At 68.2% G+C, this 16,926-nt stretch carries 16 protein-coding genes; 4 read left to right on the plus strand and 12 right to left on the minus strand.

What is annotated here, in order from left to right:
- The first annotated feature begins 171 nt into the window (after positions 1–171).
- Positions 172–777: a TetR/AcrR family transcriptional regulator gene (locus tag AC0KXF_RS08210; protein WP_473108714.1), complete on the plus strand. Its 606-nt coding sequence runs from the start codon at positions 172–174 to the stop codon at positions 775–777.
- 47 nt (positions 778–824) lie between these two features.
- Positions 825–1,775, plus strand: coding sequence for a formylglycine-generating enzyme family protein (locus tag AC0KXF_RS08215; protein WP_473108849.1), 951 nt, complete (start codon positions 825–827; stop codon positions 1,773–1,775).
- A 37-nt stretch (positions 1,776–1,812) separates the two neighbouring features.
- Here the strand turns inward: AC0KXF_RS08215 and AC0KXF_RS08220 are convergent, their stop codons facing one another.
- The 8 genes from AC0KXF_RS08220 to AC0KXF_RS08255 form a co-directional block, all read right to left on the minus strand.
- Positions 1,813–2,793 (minus strand): AraC family transcriptional regulator, encoded by a 981-nt coding sequence (locus AC0KXF_RS08220; RefSeq protein ID WP_473108715.1) that lies wholly within the window; start codon positions 2,791–2,793, stop codon positions 1,813–1,815.
- 30 nt (positions 2,794–2,823) lie between these two features.
- Positions 2,824–3,324 (minus strand): flavin reductase, encoded by a 501-nt coding sequence (locus AC0KXF_RS08225; RefSeq protein ID WP_473108716.1) that lies wholly within the window; start codon positions 3,322–3,324, stop codon positions 2,824–2,826.
- Complete coding sequence (locus AC0KXF_RS08230) at positions 3,321–3,641, minus strand: EthD family reductase (protein ID WP_473108717.1); 321 nt, start codon at positions 3,639–3,641, stop codon at positions 3,321–3,323. Before AC0KXF_RS08230 ends, AC0KXF_RS08225 begins: the two co-directional genes overlap by 4 nt.
- A gap of 25 nt (positions 3,642–3,666) precedes the next feature.
- Entirely contained in the window at positions 3,667–4,944 is a 1,278-nt protein-coding gene (locus tag AC0KXF_RS08235) for a styrene monooxygenase/indole monooxygenase family protein (RefSeq protein ID WP_473110099.1), read from the minus strand.
- A 159-nt stretch (positions 4,945–5,103) separates the two neighbouring features.
- Positions 5,104–5,847: an IclR family transcriptional regulator gene (locus AC0KXF_RS08240; RefSeq protein WP_473108719.1), complete on the minus strand. Its 744-nt coding sequence runs from the start codon at positions 5,845–5,847 to the stop codon at positions 5,104–5,106.
- Between the two features lie 218 nt (positions 5,848–6,065).
- A complete protein-coding gene (locus AC0KXF_RS08245) occupies positions 6,066–6,809 on the minus strand; it encodes an SDR family NAD(P)-dependent oxidoreductase (RefSeq protein ID WP_473108720.1) in 744 nt (247 codons plus the stop codon).
- Positions 6,810–6,820: 11 nt separating this feature from the next.
- Entirely contained in the window at positions 6,821–8,395 is a 1,575-nt protein-coding gene (locus AC0KXF_RS08250) for a GMC family oxidoreductase (RefSeq protein ID WP_473108721.1), read from the minus strand.
- Between the two features lie 242 nt (positions 8,396–8,637).
- A complete protein-coding gene (locus AC0KXF_RS08255; RefSeq protein ID WP_473108722.1) occupies positions 8,638–10,536 on the minus strand; it encodes a bifunctional metallophosphatase/5'-nucleotidase in 1,899 nt (632 codons plus the stop codon).
- Positions 10,537–10,690: 154 nt separating this feature from the next.
- Between AC0KXF_RS08255 and AC0KXF_RS08260 the strand changes: the two genes are divergently transcribed.
- A complete protein-coding gene (locus AC0KXF_RS08260; RefSeq protein ID WP_473108723.1) occupies positions 10,691–11,281 on the plus strand; it encodes a TetR/AcrR family transcriptional regulator in 591 nt (196 codons plus the stop codon).
- A 10-nt stretch (positions 11,282–11,291) separates the two neighbouring features.
- On the opposite strand, the gene AC0KXF_RS08265 is transcribed toward AC0KXF_RS08260, so the two are convergent.
- The 3 genes from AC0KXF_RS08265 to AC0KXF_RS08275 all read right to left on the minus strand — a co-directional run bounded on the left by AC0KXF_RS08265 (position 11,292) and on the right by AC0KXF_RS08275 (position 14,773).
- Entirely contained in the window at positions 11,292–12,434 is a 1,143-nt protein-coding gene (locus AC0KXF_RS08265) for a phosphotriesterase family protein (RefSeq protein ID WP_473108724.1), read from the minus strand.
- Positions 12,431–13,669 carry a phosphotriesterase family protein gene (locus tag AC0KXF_RS08270; RefSeq protein ID WP_473108725.1) on the minus strand — a complete coding sequence of 413 codons (1,239 nt, stop codon included), beginning with the start codon at positions 13,667–13,669 and terminating at the stop codon, positions 12,431–12,433. The genes AC0KXF_RS08265 and AC0KXF_RS08270 overlap by 4 nt, the downstream gene beginning before the upstream one ends.
- A 129-nt stretch (positions 13,670–13,798) precedes the next feature.
- Positions 13,799–14,773, minus strand: a complete 975-nt coding sequence (locus tag AC0KXF_RS08275) for a methyltransferase (protein ID WP_473108726.1) — start codon at positions 14,771–14,773, stop codon at positions 13,799–13,801.
- A gap of 259 nt (positions 14,774–15,032) precedes the next feature.
- On the opposite strand from AC0KXF_RS08275, the gene AC0KXF_RS08280 reads away from it, so the two are divergent.
- A complete protein-coding gene (locus AC0KXF_RS08280) occupies positions 15,033–15,755 on the plus strand; it encodes an alpha/beta fold hydrolase (protein ID WP_473108727.1) in 723 nt (240 codons plus the stop codon).
- Between the two features lie 93 nt (positions 15,756–15,848).
- Here AC0KXF_RS08280 and AC0KXF_RS08285 read toward each other — a convergent pair whose 3' ends face one another.
- The gene (locus tag AC0KXF_RS08285) at positions 15,849–16,754 is read right to left on the minus strand and encodes a hypothetical protein (protein WP_473108728.1); all 906 of its coding nucleotides are present in this window, start codon (positions 16,752–16,754) and stop codon (positions 15,849–15,851) included.
- Between the last annotated feature and the right edge of the window lie 172 nt (positions 16,755–16,926).

Here is a 16,926-nt window from a genome sequence, read left to right on the forward strand (position 1 = left end):
CGCATCCTCGCTATCTTTAGAGACCAATTGGTCACTAACGATAACCGCGTCGCGATGCGCAAAAGTTACAAATCAATAACTTTCTACAAATGGAGAATAAAGTAGGCTGGGAGCACCGGTCGCAAGACACTTCCGCGACCCCTGGCCCCTGCCGAGCGCGGAGAACCGAGAATGCCCAGAGTTATCGATCACGATGCGCGTCGCGACGAGATCGCGGAAGCTGCATGGCAGGTCATCGCACGAGACGGCTTCGACCGACTCACGATGCGCAATATCGCAGCGGAAGCGGGTTTCACGCACAGCGCGTTCGCCCGCTATTTCCCCGACAAGGAGAGTCTCCTCACGGCCGCGTTCCTCCGCACCCGCAATCTCGCGGACCAGAGCATCGAAGAGATGACCGCGGGCAAGCACGGGCTCGAAGCGCTGCACAGCCTGTGCCTGGCCGTGCTGCCTTTCGGGGAGGACGGGAGCCGACACGCACGCGTCGCCCTCGCGTTCTGGAACCATGCTGCGCAGAACGAGTCGTTCTGGTTCACGCAGCGTGAGCATGCACGTCGGTGGAGGGCTCGCATCATCCGCTTTCTCGAGGAGGCGGAGGACGCGGGCGAACTCGCGCCTGGCCTGGACCTGACCACGGCGTCCGACGAGATCGCCGCCGCGAACATGGGCTGGCAGACCCTCCGTCTCCTCATGCCCGAGTTCGCGACCGATCAGCGCATGCGAGCCTCTCTCGACTCACTGCTGGCCAGCATCAGCCGCGAAGGGAGCGGGGCATGAACGCGGGTGCGACGCCGACCGACCAGCCGCACTGCTGCGGGCCCACGATGGATGCCGACGCCGCTGGCCTCGCGAGGGCCCCGAAGCCAGAGAGCGCGATTCCCGGGAGCGTCGCCTCCGGCTCGGGCGAGCACCGGATCGAGCAGTGCCGCATCCCGGCGGGAGCCTTCACGATGGGCGACGCCTCCGGCGACGGACTCGCCGCCGACGGCGAACTGCCGCTGCACACCGTCGAGCTCGACGCCTTCGAGATCGACGCGACCCCCGTCACCAACGAGCAGTTCGCCCGCTTCGTCGAGGCCACCGACTATCTCACCGACGCCGAGCGCACCGGCGCTTCGGCGGTGTTCCATCTGCTGGTGGATGCCCCCACCGCAGACATCATCGGTCCGATCGCGGGCACACCGTGGTGGATCGGTGTGGGCGGAGCCGACTGGCGGCATCCCGGCGGTCGGGCCTCGTCTCTCAGCGGACTCCAGCAGCACCCGGTCGTGCACGTCAGCTGGGCCGACGCGCTCGCCTACTGCGAGTGGGCCGGACGCCGTCTGCCCACTGAAGCCGAGTGGGAGCGCGCGGCGCGTGGCGGGCTCGAGTCGGCGACCTACCCCTGGGGCGACGACCCCATCGACGGGAGCGACGGGACTTGGCGCGCAAACGTCTGGCAGGGATCCTTCCCCGCTCACAATACCGCCGCGGACGGCTGGATCGGCACGGCTCCCGTGCGCTCCTTCACTCCGAACGGCTATGGGCTGTGGCAGGCGGTCGGCAACGTCTGGGAGTGGTGCGCCGACCGATTCGATCCTCGCTACTACGGGGTCTCCCCGCGCGAGAACCCCGAGGGCCCGACCCCGAGCGACGGAGCGGAGCGGCGGGTGCTGCGGGGCGGCAGCTATCTCTGCCACCCCTCCTACTGCAACCGCTACCGCAACTCGGCCAGGTCGAGCAACACCCCCGATTCGACGATGGGCAACGCGGGCTTCCGCACGGCCGGAGCCTGAACCGGCTCCGGCGCTCGGGCGGAGTACGCCCCTCCGTTCACCTATCGAGAGTCACCGAGGGCAACTCGCCGAACTCCTCGCGATACTGACCCGAGAATCGTCCGAGGTGCGTGAAACCATGGCGAAGCGCGACTGCTCCGACCTGCTCCCCCAGCGGGTCGGAAGCGAGCAGCTCTTTGCGCACCCTGCGCAGCCGCTCTCGACGCTGCGCTCGCATCGGGCTCTCCCCGATCACCTGCCGGAACGCCGATTGCAGGGTACGGCCGCTCACACCCGCATACTCCGCGATCACGCCCAGCGACAACGGCGGGCCTTCCGCATGCATGATGGCTTCCATCGCCGACGCGACCACCCGATCGTCGCTGCGCTTCCCGTCCGACTCCTCACCTTCCGACTTCAAGACACTCACGATGAAACCGTCGACGCAGCGCTCGCCGAGATACCGCACGATCCCCGCGTCGAGATCTGCGAGCCGTTGAGTGGTGCGAATCGTCGACCGTACCGCGGTGATCCAGTCACGCCCGACTCCCCGCGACACATCGAGTTCCGCAGCGTCCCAAGGCCGCTCCCCTGAAGCAGCCAACTCATGCGCCAGACGCTGCTCTACCAGCTCACGATCGAGCTTGATGGCCAACATCACGCACGGCTGCTCCCAACCGCTGATCGCGGTCGAGACATCCGGGGTGTAGAGCGCTGCTCGAGAACTCGTGGCCTGCAGATGCTGATCACCGATGGAAGTACGGAGCGTACCTTGCAGGGGAACATTGACCTGGAAGGCCGTCTCATACGGATCCGTATCGATTCTGACCGCCGTGGAGTACCGGAGCAGACCTGCTGTCACCGGGCCGAGTCGCGCCGCCGTGAGCGTGAGAGTGAGCTCATCCGAGGCAGTGCCCGCGATCAGCGGCGTGAGACGGTGGCGATAGTAGAGTCGCTCACCGAGCACCTGGGCGGCGTGAAGCGATCGTGCCCGCGCGGAGACGCCCACGGCTCTCAGCGGAGGCTGGCTGCTCGCCACGCTTCTTGGCTCCCCCGGGGCCGCCACCGTTCACGCTCCAGTGCCGACAGTGTGGAATGAACGACTGTCATAGACGAGCGCACGGGCGTCCGCGCGAACGCGGATCCCTTCGACCCTCACGAAGAACACCGTGTGCGTGCCCTGCTCGAGAGTGCTGGAGATACGGCCCGAAAGCGCTACGCGCGCGTCTCGAATCGTCGGAATCCCGACCAGATCCTCCCAGATGTCCCACGAGAACCTTTCCTCCATCGGGACTTTCGTCTGCCCCGAGAAGTGGCGCGCCAGCTGCTCCTGCTCTCCGGCGAGCACGTTCAGGGCGAGCCGTCCGTTTCCGACGAAGACATCGTGGGCGGCGCTGCTGCGGTTGATGCAGACCAGCAGAGTCGGCGGGTCGTCGGTCACAGAGCAGGCGGCGCTCACCGTGATACCGAGCCGGCCTCGCGTGCCGGCAGTGGTCACGACGTGCACCGCGGCGGCAAGATTCGCCATCGCCTGTCGGAACTGCAGTTGCTCAGGGCTCAATTCAATCATGATGCTTCTCCTCCCGTAATCGTGTAGTCGAGAACGACCGCCCCACCCGTGGCGTAGTTCGGCACATCGGCTGCGACATCGCGTCCCGCTTCCGAGCTCATGGCCAGCCGGAAGGCATCGGCGTCCGCGAACTCCGCCTCGAACACCGCGAAGTAAGGGGCCGGGGTACCATCGGGCCCTGGCTGCACGTCGATGGAGTAGCGCCAAGCGAGCATTCCGGGCAGTTGCTTCGCGAGTTTCAGGTGCGTCGCTTCGTAGTAGTCGATGAAAGCTCGGCGGTCCGCAGGTTCTGGATAGAGCACAGTGAGCTTGTGCATGGAAGTCTCCTTTCGGTTCTTCGCGTCACTCGCCGGTGGTCGCCGCGATCGCCGCAGCGACACGCTCGGGGGAACCGAGCAGATCAATCTGCCGGATGGGGTAGTTGAAGTTCTCTGTGAAGCGGTTCGCCAGCTCCTGGTTGTGCACCATCTCGGTGAAGAGGAGAGGGATCTGCTCGGCGGGAGGGTTCTGGATGATGATGTTCACCCAGTCAGTGGACGCCTCAAGACGTTCAGCACGGCGCCGGGCGACCTTGCGCATGAAGCGCTCGTCGAAGACATGATCCTCTCGGATCGCATCGGCCACCACTTTCGCGGAGTAAGTCGCGGAGTTCGCACCCTGTGCCTGCACGGGGTCGACTGTCATATGCACATCTCCGAGCGCAAGCAGATACCTGCCGTTGGGCAACAGCACGTAGTCCTCCCGAAGCACCGGGGTGACGGCGCCCTGCAAGATGTCCTTCGCACCGTTCTGCAGTTCGAACGCGCTTTCGTCGATCCGTTCGTAGACGGTGGGATGAAACTCCTTCAGCATCTCCAGTGTGAGAGCCCGATAAGCCTCCGGATCCTCCTCGTAGCGACGGTCGGTCAGCACTTCCTGCGGGCCTCCGGGAACGCTCTCGAATAGCAACGCGTTAACCTTGCCCGAGAACGACCACATCGGCAGCACGAGCAGCTCTCCCGCGGGCGGTGCAACGCTGATCTCTACGCCACGAGGATCCCGTTCTGCAACACCTTTCCAGAATCCCACGGCGAGTTTGCGCTGCGGACTCGTGTAGGGGGACTTGCTTTCCCGTCGCGGGAACAGCGCACCGATCTCGCCCTTGCCTGTCGATACGACGACGAGGTCATGTTGTTCGGTGAGCGCCTCGATCTCGGCCACCGAGAGGTCGCGGATCTCAAGTCGTCCGCCGCGAGCCTCGAACTCTGTCATCAGTCGAGGGAGGTAGATGCGGTAGTCGATGATGCGCGCGGGCTTCTCGAAGACGCCTTTGAAACGACGATCATCGCCCCATCCGTTGTAGTGGTAATGATATGAGTACTCCGCGTCGGTGCCCGGCCATTCCCCGATGCCGAGCTCGTGCTCGATATCGATCGTTGCACTCATGTGCGCGACGCTATTCATGATCCGACCGTCCGCGACCTGTTCAGCTGTGCGGTTCGTGTAGATCGTGACGTCGAGGTCCTGCTGCCGCAGATGCAGGCCGAGGTGCAGCCCAGCGACCCCCGCGCCGACGATACCGATACTGGTCATGTTCTCTCCGTTCTCGTGAAGGGACGCCGACGGAGTCGCCCGCGCCATCGCGTTAGCAGCTCGATATAAGAGCTTGTATCGAGCGTCTGCTCGATATTTGAGCACCATGCTACGCTTGGCGCCCCGCAGCACAATAGGGGCTTCGTAAAACGGATAGTGTGAAGAACAAGATGCGGAGCTCGGAACAGCCGGAACTCCGGTTCGGTCTCAGCTCGACCACACCTCGGCAGGCCGCTCGATACGGAGCGCCGCATGCTGCAGTGGCTGCGCGACCTCGCGGAAGCGATGCTCGCTCGTCGGATACACCACGGCGAGACTGCCTCCCTGACTATCGCCCATCCTGACCGGCCGGGCGACCGCATCGAAGCCAGGGAACGGCCCTCCCTTGGTGTGTACATATCCGATCTTGCGGGCGAGCTTGACCTCGTCGGAGTCATCTTCGCTCAGCGGATCGAGCGCGAGAATCGCCATTCCCGGCGCCCCCGAACTCAGCGGGAATCGAGTACTGCGGCGGATCGATACCGCCGCCGTCTGCGAAGAGGGCCTCGCGGAGAAGAGCACGACTGCGTGGTCCTTCTGTGCAACGCAGAGAATCGCGGTCGCCTGCGTCGCATTCGCGAGTTCATCGAGAATGTCTTCGACCCGCAGCTCAGAGCCACTCAGACCGGATTCGGCAAGTGCGGCGATCCCGAGGCCGAGGATATAGCGACCGTCCTGCGCACGGCTCACGAAATGATAATCCTCGAGGGTTCGCAGAAATCGGTAGACGATGGAGCGGTGCAGGCCGAGTTCGGCGGCGAGTTCGCCACTGGCGCGAGGCTTTCCGTCAGCCAGGATCCCGAGCGCATCGAGCGCGCGTTCGAGCGTCTGCGATCGGCTTCCCCGAGCACCGCCCGCGGGCCGCCGAGAGCCCGACGCGTCGGTAGACGACTCACCGGGACGCTCGGACATGCGACTCGCGCTCCTTTGCTCAGACGTTGTAGTCCTCTCATGCTATCCGAGCGCTCAGACAGGAAAACACCGAGCAGGTGCTCGCTCGCTGACGATGAGCGTGCCGGCCTCCGCGGTGGCGTCGGCGCGGATCGCCGGAAATCGCGGACGCGATTCCAGCTGAGCGATCCACGGGCCCACGCAGGATAACGATCTTGAGAAGGCTCGGCACCGACCCCTCAGATCGCGGTGGTGAGGTAGCCGCCGTCGACCGGCAGCACGGCTCCGTTGACGAACGACGCCGCGTCCGACGCGAGGAACGCGATCACCGCGGCGACCTCGGCGGCCGCGCCGAAGCGGGCGAGCGGCGTGCGGGAGAGGATCCGCTGCTTCGCCCGCTGGTCCAGACCGTCTGCGAGCGGTGTCTCGATCCATCCCGGCGCGACGCAGTTCACTCGGATGCCGTCGCCCGCCCACGCCTCCGCGAGCGACTTCGTGAGCTGCACGACGCCGCCCTTCGACGCGGAGTACGCCACGCGCGATCCTCCGCCGAAGTACGCGAACATCGAGGCGATCGTGACGAGGGATCCGCCCGACGCCGCGAGCAGCGGGCGCGCCAGCTCGGCGACGCGGTACACGGCGGCGAGCTGGATCGACACGACGGTGTTGAACGGCTCCCACTCGAGTTCGCGCTCCCCGAGGCTGATCCCGGCGGCGGGAACCAGCACGTCGAGCCGGTCGAGCCCGGCGATCAGCGCACGCAGCGCTTCGTCGTCGGTGACGTCGACCTCGACGAGTTCGAGGTCGACGCCCTCCGAGCTCTCCGTGCGCTCGGCACCGAGACCCACCGCGAGCACGCGGGCGCCCAGGCGCGCAAACGCCTCAGCCGTTGCGAGACCGATCCCCGAGGTGCCGCCCGTGACCAGCACGGTCTTGCCAGAGAAGAGCCCGGGGTCCAGGGCGGGAACCGCGTGCGCGCTCATCGCCGATCTCGCTAGCGTTCGCCCGCGAGCACGAACTTGGCGCCCTGTTCGCCGATGAGGATCGCGGGAGCGTTCGTGTTGCCCGTCGTGATGCGCGGCATCACCGACGCGTCGATCACGCGCAGCCCGTCGACCCCGTGCACCGCCAGCCGGGGCGACACCACCGCGAGCTCGTCGACGCCCATCTTGCAGGTGCCGACCTGGTGGTGGTAGGTCGCGAGCGTGTTCCGCACGTAATCGACCAGATCCTCACCGTCACCCACATCGGGACCGGGATATATCTCAGCGGCACCCCAGCCCCCTTTATCAGGCTCTGCGGCAAGTGATGGGCGGCTCCCGATTCTGCGGCACTGCCGCACCGACGCCACGAGCGACGCCACATCGTCCTCGTGCTCCAGCGCGTGCGGGTCCAGCAACAGCGGATCCTCCGGCCCGGGCCCCGACAAACGGATCTCGCCCCGCGACTGCGGCGTCACCAACCCGGCCATCAACGAGAACCCGTTCTCCCCCTTCGGCTCCAAGAAATCACCGTACATCGGCACCGAGAAATGGATCGGCTGCGTATCCGGCCGATCCAGCTCCTCCCGACTCTTCCAGAACAGATGCGACTGCGTCACCGACACCCCCTCACGCGGCGGATCGATCGGAGTCTCCGTATCGAAGATCACCGGCGCCAGATAGTGATCATGCAGATTCTTCCCCACACCCGGCAAATCCACACGCGGCTCGATCCCCACCTCCCGCAACTCATCGGCCGGACCGATCCCGCTGCGCAGCAGCACCCGCGGCGAATCGATCGCACCCGCCGCGAGCACCACCTCATCCGCCCGCAACTCCCGCAACTCCCCGCCCTGCGCAAACCGCACGCCCACCACACGAGGACGCCCGCCCTCGCCGTCCTCGGCGAAGAGCAGCTCGTGCACATGACAGCCCGTCTCGAGCCGGATGCGATCCCGCACCGGCTTCACGTACGCCATATACGTATTCAGCCGCTTCCCGTCACGCACCGTGATCTGCTGCTGCGCCACCCCCTCGATCGAGGCGCCGTTGTAATCCGGGTTACGCGCGAGCCCCTCCTCGACCGCGGCATCGATGATCGACCGCTGGATCGGCGACAACTCGTACTCATCCGTCACATCGAGCAGCCCCTCAGCACCGTGCAGCGCCGGCTCACCCCCGCCACGATAATGCTCGATCGCCCTGAACACCGGCAGCACGCTCTCCCAATCCCAGCCGTCATTTCCCAACGACGCCCAGTGATCGTAATCCTGCGGCACACCCCGCACCCAGATCATCGCATTCAACGAGTGGGAACCGCCCAGCACCCTGCCCCGCGGCCAGTGCAGACGATGCCCGTTCGCGCCCGCCTGCGGCACCGTGTAGTAATCCCAATCATCCGGCGAATGCCACAGCTCGCCCATCCGGCTCAGATCATGGATCGCGGGATTCGTATCCTCACCACCGGCCTCCAACAGCGTCACCTCGACCCCGGCATCAGCCAACCGACGCGACACCACCGACCCTGCCGAACCCGCACCCACAACGATCACGCTCTTCGGCACCACCGAACCCGAACGCTCCGACATCAGAACTCCTCTCACGGGCGGCATCCTCGCCGCGCCCTCGTGTCCAGAATCTCAGCCGTGCGATGCGCCGTCGAGAGCCGTCGCGGAGTCGTGCTCGCAGGCGCAAGCCCCCTGCCGGTGCGGTCAAACCGCGCCAGGCTCGGTGCCGGGGCGGGTACAGGGGCGTCGAAAGGCGGATAACGCAGCTCGGGATCCGGATCCTCGTGCGTCTTCCGTCTTTCGGCACCCCTGCCCCGGAGCGCTCAGCGACGCGTCGCCCGCGTCGCCCGCGCTCGCAGGCCGAGCACCGCGCCGCCGAGAAGCAGCGCAAGCGCGGCCGCGCCGAACAGGGGGCCGGCGCCCGCCGATCCGGTGCTCGCGAGATCGGTTCCGGATCCGCCGGCGTGCCGTCCATCCGCTCCTCCGGAGGCCGCCTCGGCGCCCGAGGCTGCATCGGCGCCCGAGGCTGCATCGGTGCCCGACGCGGCCTGCCCTCCGGCATCCTCGTCACCCGGGGTCGCGCCATCGGCGGATCCCGCGTTCGCATCGCTGTCGCCCTCGGCCGCGGCGCCCGCGTCACCGCCGTCGGCGCCCGAGTCGGCATCAGCATCGCTGTCGCCGGACCCGGGGGTCGGCGCGAAGGCGATCCGCCCCTCGAGTTCGGGCGATACCGGGCTGTGCGCCCGCAGGTACGCCTCGAGCATCGGAGTCGCCGAGCCGTGATCCGCCACGGTCTCGGCGTCGATCGCACCGGGGAACTCGCCGCCGCCCTTCGGCAGCGCCACCAGGTAGGTCGTGTCGAGGCCGATCGGCTCGCCGTCGACCGTCACGCTGTGCACGCGGCGCTCGGCTTCGACGTCGATGGCGTAGCCGCCACCGCCCACATGGATGAACTCGCCCGATTCCCTCGGGTACTCCCGTACGCACCGTTCGATGTAGTCGAGGATCTGCTGCCCCGTCATGCGCTTGGTGATGATGCTCGTGTCGACCCGCGCGATCTCGAAGAGCTGGCGGCGCGTGATATCGCCCGGCTCGATCTGGCCTCCGACGTACCCGGCTGAGAGGAACGCGAGATCCGCCTCGGTCGCCTCCTCGACCGCGTCGGCGAACATGTTGGCGACGGCAGCCTCCCCGGTGCGCACGAGCGAGCGATTGCCGTCGAGCGGTACCAGCGTCGACCCGACCACCTCCGCGAACTGCTCATCAGCGCTCTGTCGCATCTGATCCAGCGCCCGCTGGGTATCGGGCTTCGGCGCGAGCCCGGCCAGATCTTCGAGCCCACTGAGCTGCGCTTCCACTCCGGCGACCCTGCCGTCGACGAGGTCGAGATCGACCCGGCCGATGTATTCCGAGAAGCCTCCGGCCTGCGCGATGAGCGTGCCGTTCACGACGAAACCCTCGGGAAACGCCGTGTGACTGTGCCCGTCGATGATCACGTCGAAATCGGAGATCGCCTCGGCGAGCTTCGGGCTCGACATCTCCGCGTCGAGTTCGCCCAGGTGCACGAGACCCACGAGCAGGTCGACACCCTCCGCGCGCAGCTCGGCGACTCCCCCGCGCGCCACCTCGATCGCGTCGACGTAAGCGAGATCGTCGGCTCCCATGAGCGCGGAGGAAGGCGTGGTCACCCCGACGATCCCCACGGTCATTCCGTTCGGCAGGTCGACCGTGGTGGTGGTCGGGGCGATCGGCCGCTGATCGGTGCGGTAGATCATGTTGCCGCCGAGTGCCGGGTAGTTCAACGCGCCGAGCCGTTCCTCGAGCACGGACGAACCGTAGGTGAACTCGGCGTTTCCCACCGTCATCGCGTCGAGCTCGAGGGTGTTCAGCACCGGCACGAGGCCGGCGCCCTCGTCGATCGCGGAGTACGGGTTCCCCGCGAACACGTCGCCCGCGTCGAGGAAGAGCGTGTCGGGATTCTCCGCGCGCACCTGCGCAGCGTAGGCTGCGGCGCGGCCGTAGCCGATGCCGGGCTCTCCCTCGAACACGTTCGAGTGCACGTCGTTGATGTGCACGATGCTGACGGTGCCCGTGTACGCGGGATCCGCGGCGGCTTCCTGCGCCACCGCCGCGGGCGCGGCCGTTAGGAGCAGCGCGGCTGCCGCAGTCGCGGCCGCGGTTCCGATGATCAGGTTCTGCGAGGTTCTTCTCCGTTGAAGCATCCCCTGATGCTAAGGCAGTGCCTGGGCGCGCTCTAGGGTTTCGACGCACCCGCATTGCACCACTGCGCACAGCGGTCCGGAAGGGCGCCGGTAGCGCGCCGCCGTTTTCGTCTACACTGGAGGAGAAAACTCGAACTCGCCGGAGAGGTTCTCAATGCCGAAGATCATCGACCACGATCAGCGCCGCAAGGAGATCGTCGACGTCACGTGGCAGCTCATCGTGGAGGGCGGCATCGAGGCGGCCACCATGCGCGAGATCGCGGCGCGGGCCGGCTTCGCGAACGGCGCCCTCAAGCACTACTTCTCGGGCAAGGACGCGATCATCGAGGGCGCCTACGAGCGGTCGCTGTCGCGCATCCGCGGCCGCCTCGCCGAGCATGTCGAGGGCAAGCGCGGCATCGAAGCACTCGAGATGTCGATGCGCTACACGCTGCCCACCAACGAGGATGCGACGGCCGCACGCGTGCTGCTCTCGTTCTGGGAGCGCTGCGCCTTCAGCAGCGAGATCGACCACGACTACGGGGAGCACCTCACCGATTGGAAGGCCGGGTATATGCAGTACCTGCACGAGGGGCGGGAAGACGGCGACATCGTCACAGAGACCCCCGACGAGCAGCTGGTCAGCGAGATCGTGCTCATGAACATCGGCGCGACCGTAACCCGCGTCGTGAGCCCCGAGCATCTCGACAGCACCGTGCTCGACGCGCAGGTCACCGACTTCATCGCGCGGCTGCGCAAGCCCTGAGGGGCGGCGCTCAGCCCTCGCGCGGCTCCCGGAACGCCAGCACCCGCGCGGGGTTCTCGACCATCATGCGGTCAAGCGCCTCGGGGGCGACGCCGAACTCCTCGAGCGTCGGCAGGAAGTGGTCGAGGATGTACCCGTAGCCGTGCCCGCCGTAGCGGCGCAGCTGCACCCGCTGGCACACGTCCCCGCCGAGCACGAGCTGCGATCCCCACCCCTCGGCGACGAGCTGCGCGAAGCCGCGCGCCACCGAGCGGTCGGTGAACGGGAAGAGCGTGCCCCACGGGCTCCCGGTCGTGCCCAGGAAGTCCGCCTCGACGGTCGCTCCGCGCGAGAGCAGCCGCCGCGCGAGATCCATGTCGTCGGCGATGGTGCCGGCGTGCCCGAAGACGACGGAGCGCGGATCCGCACCCTCCTCCTCGAGCGCATCGAGCACCCGCAGCTTCGCCTCGCCGAAACCGCCCATGTGCAGCGTGATCGGCGCGCCCGTCAGAGCCGAGGCTCGCCCGGCGGCGCGCACGCTGCGCATCTCCTCGGAGTCGACGGGATCTCCCTCGGCGCCGACCTCGCCGATGATGCCCGAGCGGATCCCGGTGCTCCGACCGTCCGCGTCAGGGACGCCGAGAACGATGTCGCGCACGATCTCGGCGGCGAGATCGTCGATGCTGCGGTCGGAGAAGCCGGCCGGGTGAAGATCCTTCTGGTACCAGCCGGCGCCCATCACGATGTTGAGGCCCGAGGCGCGGCTGAGTCGCGCGAGCGCCCGGGCATTGCGGCCCACGCCGTTCGGGGTGACCTCCACCATCGTGCCGCCGCCCTGGCGGGCGAAGTCGCCCACCTCATCGAGTGCCGTGTCGAAGTCGCCGAGCACATCGTTGTCGATGTTGGGGCGGCCTCGGCGCACAGCGGCGAGCGCGTCGAGGGTGAGCGGATCCCCGGCAGCTTCGTCCCATTCTCCGGGCCGCGGGTTCGGCGTGTGCGCCGGGCGGCGGATGTCGAGGAAGATGTGCTCGTGCATGAGCGTCGGGCCGAGCTGTTCGGACGGCAGCGGGCCGAGCACGGTCTGCACGAGACCCGAGAGGTTCGGGATCGGCGGCAACCCGTCGGGATTCGGGATCGGGCGGCCGCCCTGTCCGATCGCATCGTTCGCACTCATGCGCTCGCTCCCCGAGTCGTCTCGTCGTCGTGCTCCCCGACGCGCGCGGGTTCGCGCGCGAGCAGGCGCAGCGCGTTCCCGCCGCCGACGGCGGACACCAGCGCGTCGTCGGCGCCCAGCATCCGCAGATACGGCAGGAACTGCTGCGGCACGAACTCGAGCCCGTTGCCGCCGTACGCCGCGAGCCGGTGCTTGTTGCGTATGCCGCAGCTGAGCAGGATCCGGCTCGCCGCTCCCCGCTCGGCTGCGCGCAGGATCGCGACCGCGATGTCGTGGTCCGAGACGATCGTGCGCACGTTCGGGATCCGCCCCAGCTGGTCGAAGCAGCTCGCCGCACCGAGGTCGAGGAGCGCATCGAGGCGGCCGGGATCCGCGCCCGCTCCGGAGGTGTCGCAGACGAGGCCCGCGGCCCCGGTGAGCATGACGCGCGAGCGGTCGAGGCCCGCGGACTCCGCGACCTCCAGAGCCTCCTCGAACAGGGCCACGGCATCGCGGGCCGCTCGCTCCTCCGTGACGCCGACACCGCCGGCGCACCCCTGCGAGACGCCCCAGGGGTCGGCGCGCGGGGCGAGCACGAGCGCCGTTCCGGCCCGATGCGCAGCCGCGGCGGCCGCGGCGAGGAGCGCGCGATCGGTGTCGGGTGCGGCCGAGGAGGCACCGGATCCACCTGCGCGGGCGGGCAGCGGGATCGCCCCCACGACACCGGCGTTGTACTCCTCGAGCTCGACCGCGATCCTCTCCCCCGCAGCCTCAGGGTCGTCGCGGGGTGCGAGTCCGCCGTCGGGCGCGGATTCGCCGTCGCGCGCTGGTCGGCCGCCAGCCCCCGCGGCTCGGCCGTCGACGCCCCGCACGATCGCGATCCCGCTCGCGCGGCTCAGGCACGCGAGCGAAGCGAGGTCAGCGGTCGAGCCGGATCCGGCGAGGGCGACCACCGCGGTCGCGGCGGCATCGCCGTCTTCGTGGCCGTTCTGCCTGCCCGTCGCCGCCGCGAGCGCATCGAGTGCGCCCTCGGCATCCGCGGCCGCGAGCGTGCGGTCGTCGGTGTTGGGCGCGCCCAGCATGAGCCGGCCGAGCATCGACATGCTCACCGTCGCACGCGCGAACTCCGCGTCGGTGGCCGGTACGTCTGCGTTGCCGCGCTGCTGCGGCGGGGCGCACAGCAGAGTCTCCGCTGCGAGCACGGTGCGCAGCGGTGCCGCGTCGACGGCTCCCAGCACGGTCTCGATGACGGGCATCCGCGATCCTCCATTGCGTTCACATCCCGGGCTTGCACGCCCGACCCTCATACCCCGCCGCTGAGCCTGTCGAAGGGACCGGTTCTCAGCCCCTTCGACAGGCTCAGGGAGCGGAGACCCGACCCGAGCTCAGACCGCGGTCGCGACGAGCACGCGCGGGCTGCCGGGCAGCGCGACGAGGCGCTCGGCCTTCCAACCGGTCTCGGCCAGCCAGCCCTCCACCTGCGCGATCGGGTACACGACCGTGCCGTCGATGTTGAAGTATTCGCCGGCGTGCAGGGCGTCGATAGGGCGCTGCGTCTCGTCCTCATCGAGGAAGAAGTCGAGCAGCATGAGCGTCGCCCCCTCGGCGGCCGCGCCGCGTGACGCCCGCAGGATCTCGCGGTTCTGGGTCTCGTCGAAGCGGTGCAGCACGTGGGTCAGCAGCACGAGGTCGTGCTCACCGCCGGGCTCGGTCGACTCGGTGGCGCCCTCCTCGACGGTCACGCGGTCTGCGAGCCCCGCTGCAGCCGCGGCCTCGGCGATGCCCCCGGACATGTCAGGGGCGTAGACGAAGCGGATCTTCAGCTCGGGATTCTGCTGCATCGCGACGATCGAGAAGCCGGCCGCGAGGCCGCCGAAGTCGAGCGCGTTGCGGTACTGCGAGAAGTCGAACGCCTCGCCGAACTGCTCGGCGTGCAGGGCGTTGTAGGTCATCACGCCGTTCAGGAAGAACGCCCAGCCCGCCTCGTCGAGGTCGAGGGTGCCGGCCTCATCGGTGTCGACGGTCTGGTCGTAGCCGAGCCACTGCTTGTAGCTGATGTCGCCGAGGAAGGCGACGAACGGGGTGAGGTCGATCTCGCCCTTGCCCGAGAGGTACTTCTCGGCGTCTGCTGCGAGGGAGTAGACGCCGTTCTCGCGCCCGAGCAGGCCGAGGCTGTTCATGGCGTCGGCGAGGGTGCGCACCTGGCGCTCCGCGTGCTGCGTGGCGGCTGCGAGCTCGGAGAGGTTCTTGGGCCCGTCGGCGAGCGCCTTGAAGAGGCCGATGCGAGCCGCCGCGTCGAGCTGCTTCGCACCCATGAATCCGATGGCGATGTCGACGATGCGGGAGGGGGTTGCGGTCATGCGAGTCGTTCCTTGCGATTCAGGGCCGCCCCGCGAGCGGGACGACGGTGTCCGTGGTGTGGCCTGCGGAAACTCTACATACGTAGACATAAAAAGTCCAGCGCCCCGGTGGCTTATTTTCTACTACCATAGAAAATAACGGAGGTTCGGGATCGCCGACTGTCGCGATCCCGAGCCGTACGATGCGGGATCGCGCCGAGCATCCCGGCCCGCTCCCCCAGACCTCACCGCCCACCCTTCACCGTCGAAAGGCTTCCCAATGGTTCTCGCAGTTCACCACTTCCCCGCACCCGAGAGCGATCTGCCGCCCGTCGTGCTGATCCACGGCTTCGCATCGAGCGCAGCCGAGGACTTCCTCGCGACCGGCTGGCCCGAGGCGCTGAACGCGGTCGGGCGCTCGGCCATCGCGATCGACCTCCCCGGACACGGCGAGAGCCCGGCCGTCGAGTCCTCCGCCGAGGCCACCACCTCGGCGGTGGTCGCCGCGATCCTCGACGGCGTCTCCGAGATCGCCCCGGAGGGCGCGTTCGACGTGATCGCGTATTCCCTCGGCGGCAGGCTCGCGTGGGAGTTGCCCGCGGCGTCGCCCCGCGTGCGGCGCATGGTACTCGGAGGGGTGAGCCCGCTCGAGCCGTTCACCGCGGTGGATCCCGCCGAACTCGACGCGGCCCTCGCCGGCGCCGAGCCCGGCAACCCGCTCGTCGGCATGATGGCCGGCATGATCTCCGCGCCGGGACGCGACACCGCGTCGCTCGCCAGGCTGATCCCGGGCCTCGCCAGCGAGCCCTTCGCGCCGCAGTCCACGGCCCCCGCCGTGCCCGCACTGCTCGTCGCGGGCAGCACTGATCAGATGACGCAGGGCATCGAGGATCTCGCCGACGCACTGCCCGACGGCTCCCTCACGCGCGTGCCCGGCGATCACCGCGGCGCGCTCGACAGCCCGGAGTTCCGCGAGGCCGCGATCCGCTTCCTCGCCCAGTAGCCACCCCCTCACCCCCTCACCCCCAGGAAACGCAGAGTCCCGAATTGCGGGATCACCACCACCCGAACCCGCAATTCGGGACTCCGCGTTTCCTCAGGTGGGATGCCAGCCCCGTGAGCGCAACGCCCGGCGCGCCTGCCGCAGCTGGCTGCTGAGGCTGTCGTATCGCGTGAAGCACACCGGCAGCCACCCCTCGGAGCCGAGCGCGTTGAGACGCCTCGCGTCTCGCCCGCGCTGGGCTTCCTCGCCGTGATACTCGCCGTCGTACTCGAAGACCACCCGGTACTCGTACAGCACGAGATCGCCGTAGAACACCTCACCGCCCGCGAGCTCGATCCGCCCGTTCGGAACGCCCGTCGGCACTCCGTCGTCCTCGAGACGAAGCCGCAGCCGCGTCTCCCGCGGGGAGTGCGTACCCGGCATCATACGGACCCGTGCCGCCCTCAAACGAGCGATGCCCCTCCAATTGCGCAGATCTCCGAGCATGGCGTCGACGGCGTCGACCGACACCAGCGGCTCGAAGCGATCCCACAGTCGCTCGCCTGCGACGAGCAGTGCCACGTCGCTCCACACCAGCCCCGCCAGTGATGCCCAGGCATACTCCGGAGCGAGCACCCTCACGCCGCTCCGCATCACGACCGGCAGCGCGCGTTTCGTACGCGAGCCGCACACTCCCCTGCCGCCGGGAGCGTTCGCACCGCCGATCGCGACCACGTGCAGTCGGGGATCGGTCTCAAGTGCCCTGGGCAGGGGCAACCCGTGCAGCCGCGCCGCCGTGGCTCCGCCGATGGCCCAGTTCTCAGGTTTGTCCGTCAGCAGCAGACGGCAGCGATCCGCCAGACTCCGCACTTCAGAGCGAGGTGCTCGCACGCCGTGGAACTCCCGCTCCAGATCCGCGCAGCGCAACCGATGAGGCGGTACCCCTGACGCGAGCGCGGCGCTCACCGTGAACGGCGCACCGACGAGGCACGGAGGGAGGGGTGAGGGATCGCGAGGCATGCCCAGCATCCTGGCGCGGCCTCGGCACCCGAAACGAGTTATCCACCACGTCTGGGGCCAATTCGAGTCATCCGGTCAATTTCGGCCAGGTGTGAGCGAAGTAGCGCACGCTCAAGCCACGCCGACTTCTCGATCGCGGAGTGTCAATCTGCGGCTTACCCCGCCCTCGACC

This window comes from Leucobacter holotrichiae, assembly GCF_055791005.1.

Excerpts from the sequence above, each read along its gene's own strand:
- AC0KXF_RS08210 (WP_473108714.1), top strand. The coding sequence starts at position 172 with ATGCCCAGAGTTATCGATCACGATGCGCGTCGCGACGAGATCGCGGAA.
- AC0KXF_RS08215 (WP_473108849.1), top strand. The coding sequence starts at position 825 with ATGGATGCCGACGCCGCTGGCCTCGCGAGGGCCCCGAAGCCAGAGAGC.
- AC0KXF_RS08225 (WP_473108716.1), bottom strand. The coding sequence starts at position 3,324 with ATGATTGAATTGAGCCCTGAGCAACTGCAGTTCCGACAGGCGATGGCG.
- AC0KXF_RS08230 (WP_473108717.1), bottom strand. The coding sequence starts at position 3,641 with ATGCACAAGCTCACTGTGCTCTATCCAGAACCTGCGGACCGCCGAGCT.
- AC0KXF_RS08235 (WP_473110099.1), bottom strand. The coding sequence starts at position 4,944 with ATGGCGCGGGCGACTCCGTCGGCGTCCCTTCACGAGAACGGAGAGAAC.
- AC0KXF_RS08240 (WP_473108719.1), bottom strand. The coding sequence starts at position 5,847 with ATGTCCGAGCGTCCCGGTGAGTCGTCTACCGACGCGTCGGGCTCTCGG.
- AC0KXF_RS08245 (WP_473108720.1), bottom strand. The coding sequence starts at position 6,809 with ATGAGCGCGCACGCGGTTCCCGCCCTGGACCCCGGGCTCTTCTCTGGC.
- AC0KXF_RS08250 (WP_473108721.1), bottom strand. The coding sequence starts at position 8,395 with ATGTCGGAGCGTTCGGGTTCGGTGGTGCCGAAGAGCGTGATCGTTGTG.
- AC0KXF_RS08255 (WP_473108722.1), bottom strand. The coding sequence starts at position 10,536 with ATGCTTCAACGGAGAAGAACCTCGCAGAACCTGATCATCGGAACCGCG.
- AC0KXF_RS08260 (WP_473108723.1), top strand. The coding sequence starts at position 10,691 with ATGCCGAAGATCATCGACCACGATCAGCGCCGCAAGGAGATCGTCGAC.
- AC0KXF_RS08265 (WP_473108724.1), bottom strand. The coding sequence starts at position 12,434 with ATGAGTGCGAACGATGCGATCGGACAGGGCGGCCGCCCGATCCCGAAT.
- AC0KXF_RS08270 (WP_473108725.1), bottom strand. The coding sequence starts at position 13,669 with ATGCCCGTCATCGAGACCGTGCTGGGAGCCGTCGACGCGGCACCGCTG.
- AC0KXF_RS08275 (WP_473108726.1), bottom strand. The coding sequence starts at position 14,773 with ATGACCGCAACCCCCTCCCGCATCGTCGACATCGCCATCGGATTCATG.
- AC0KXF_RS08280 (WP_473108727.1), top strand. The coding sequence starts at position 15,033 with ATGGTTCTCGCAGTTCACCACTTCCCCGCACCCGAGAGCGATCTGCCG.
- AC0KXF_RS08285 (WP_473108728.1), bottom strand. The coding sequence starts at position 16,754 with ATGCCTCGCGATCCCTCACCCCTCCCTCCGTGCCTCGTCGGTGCGCCG.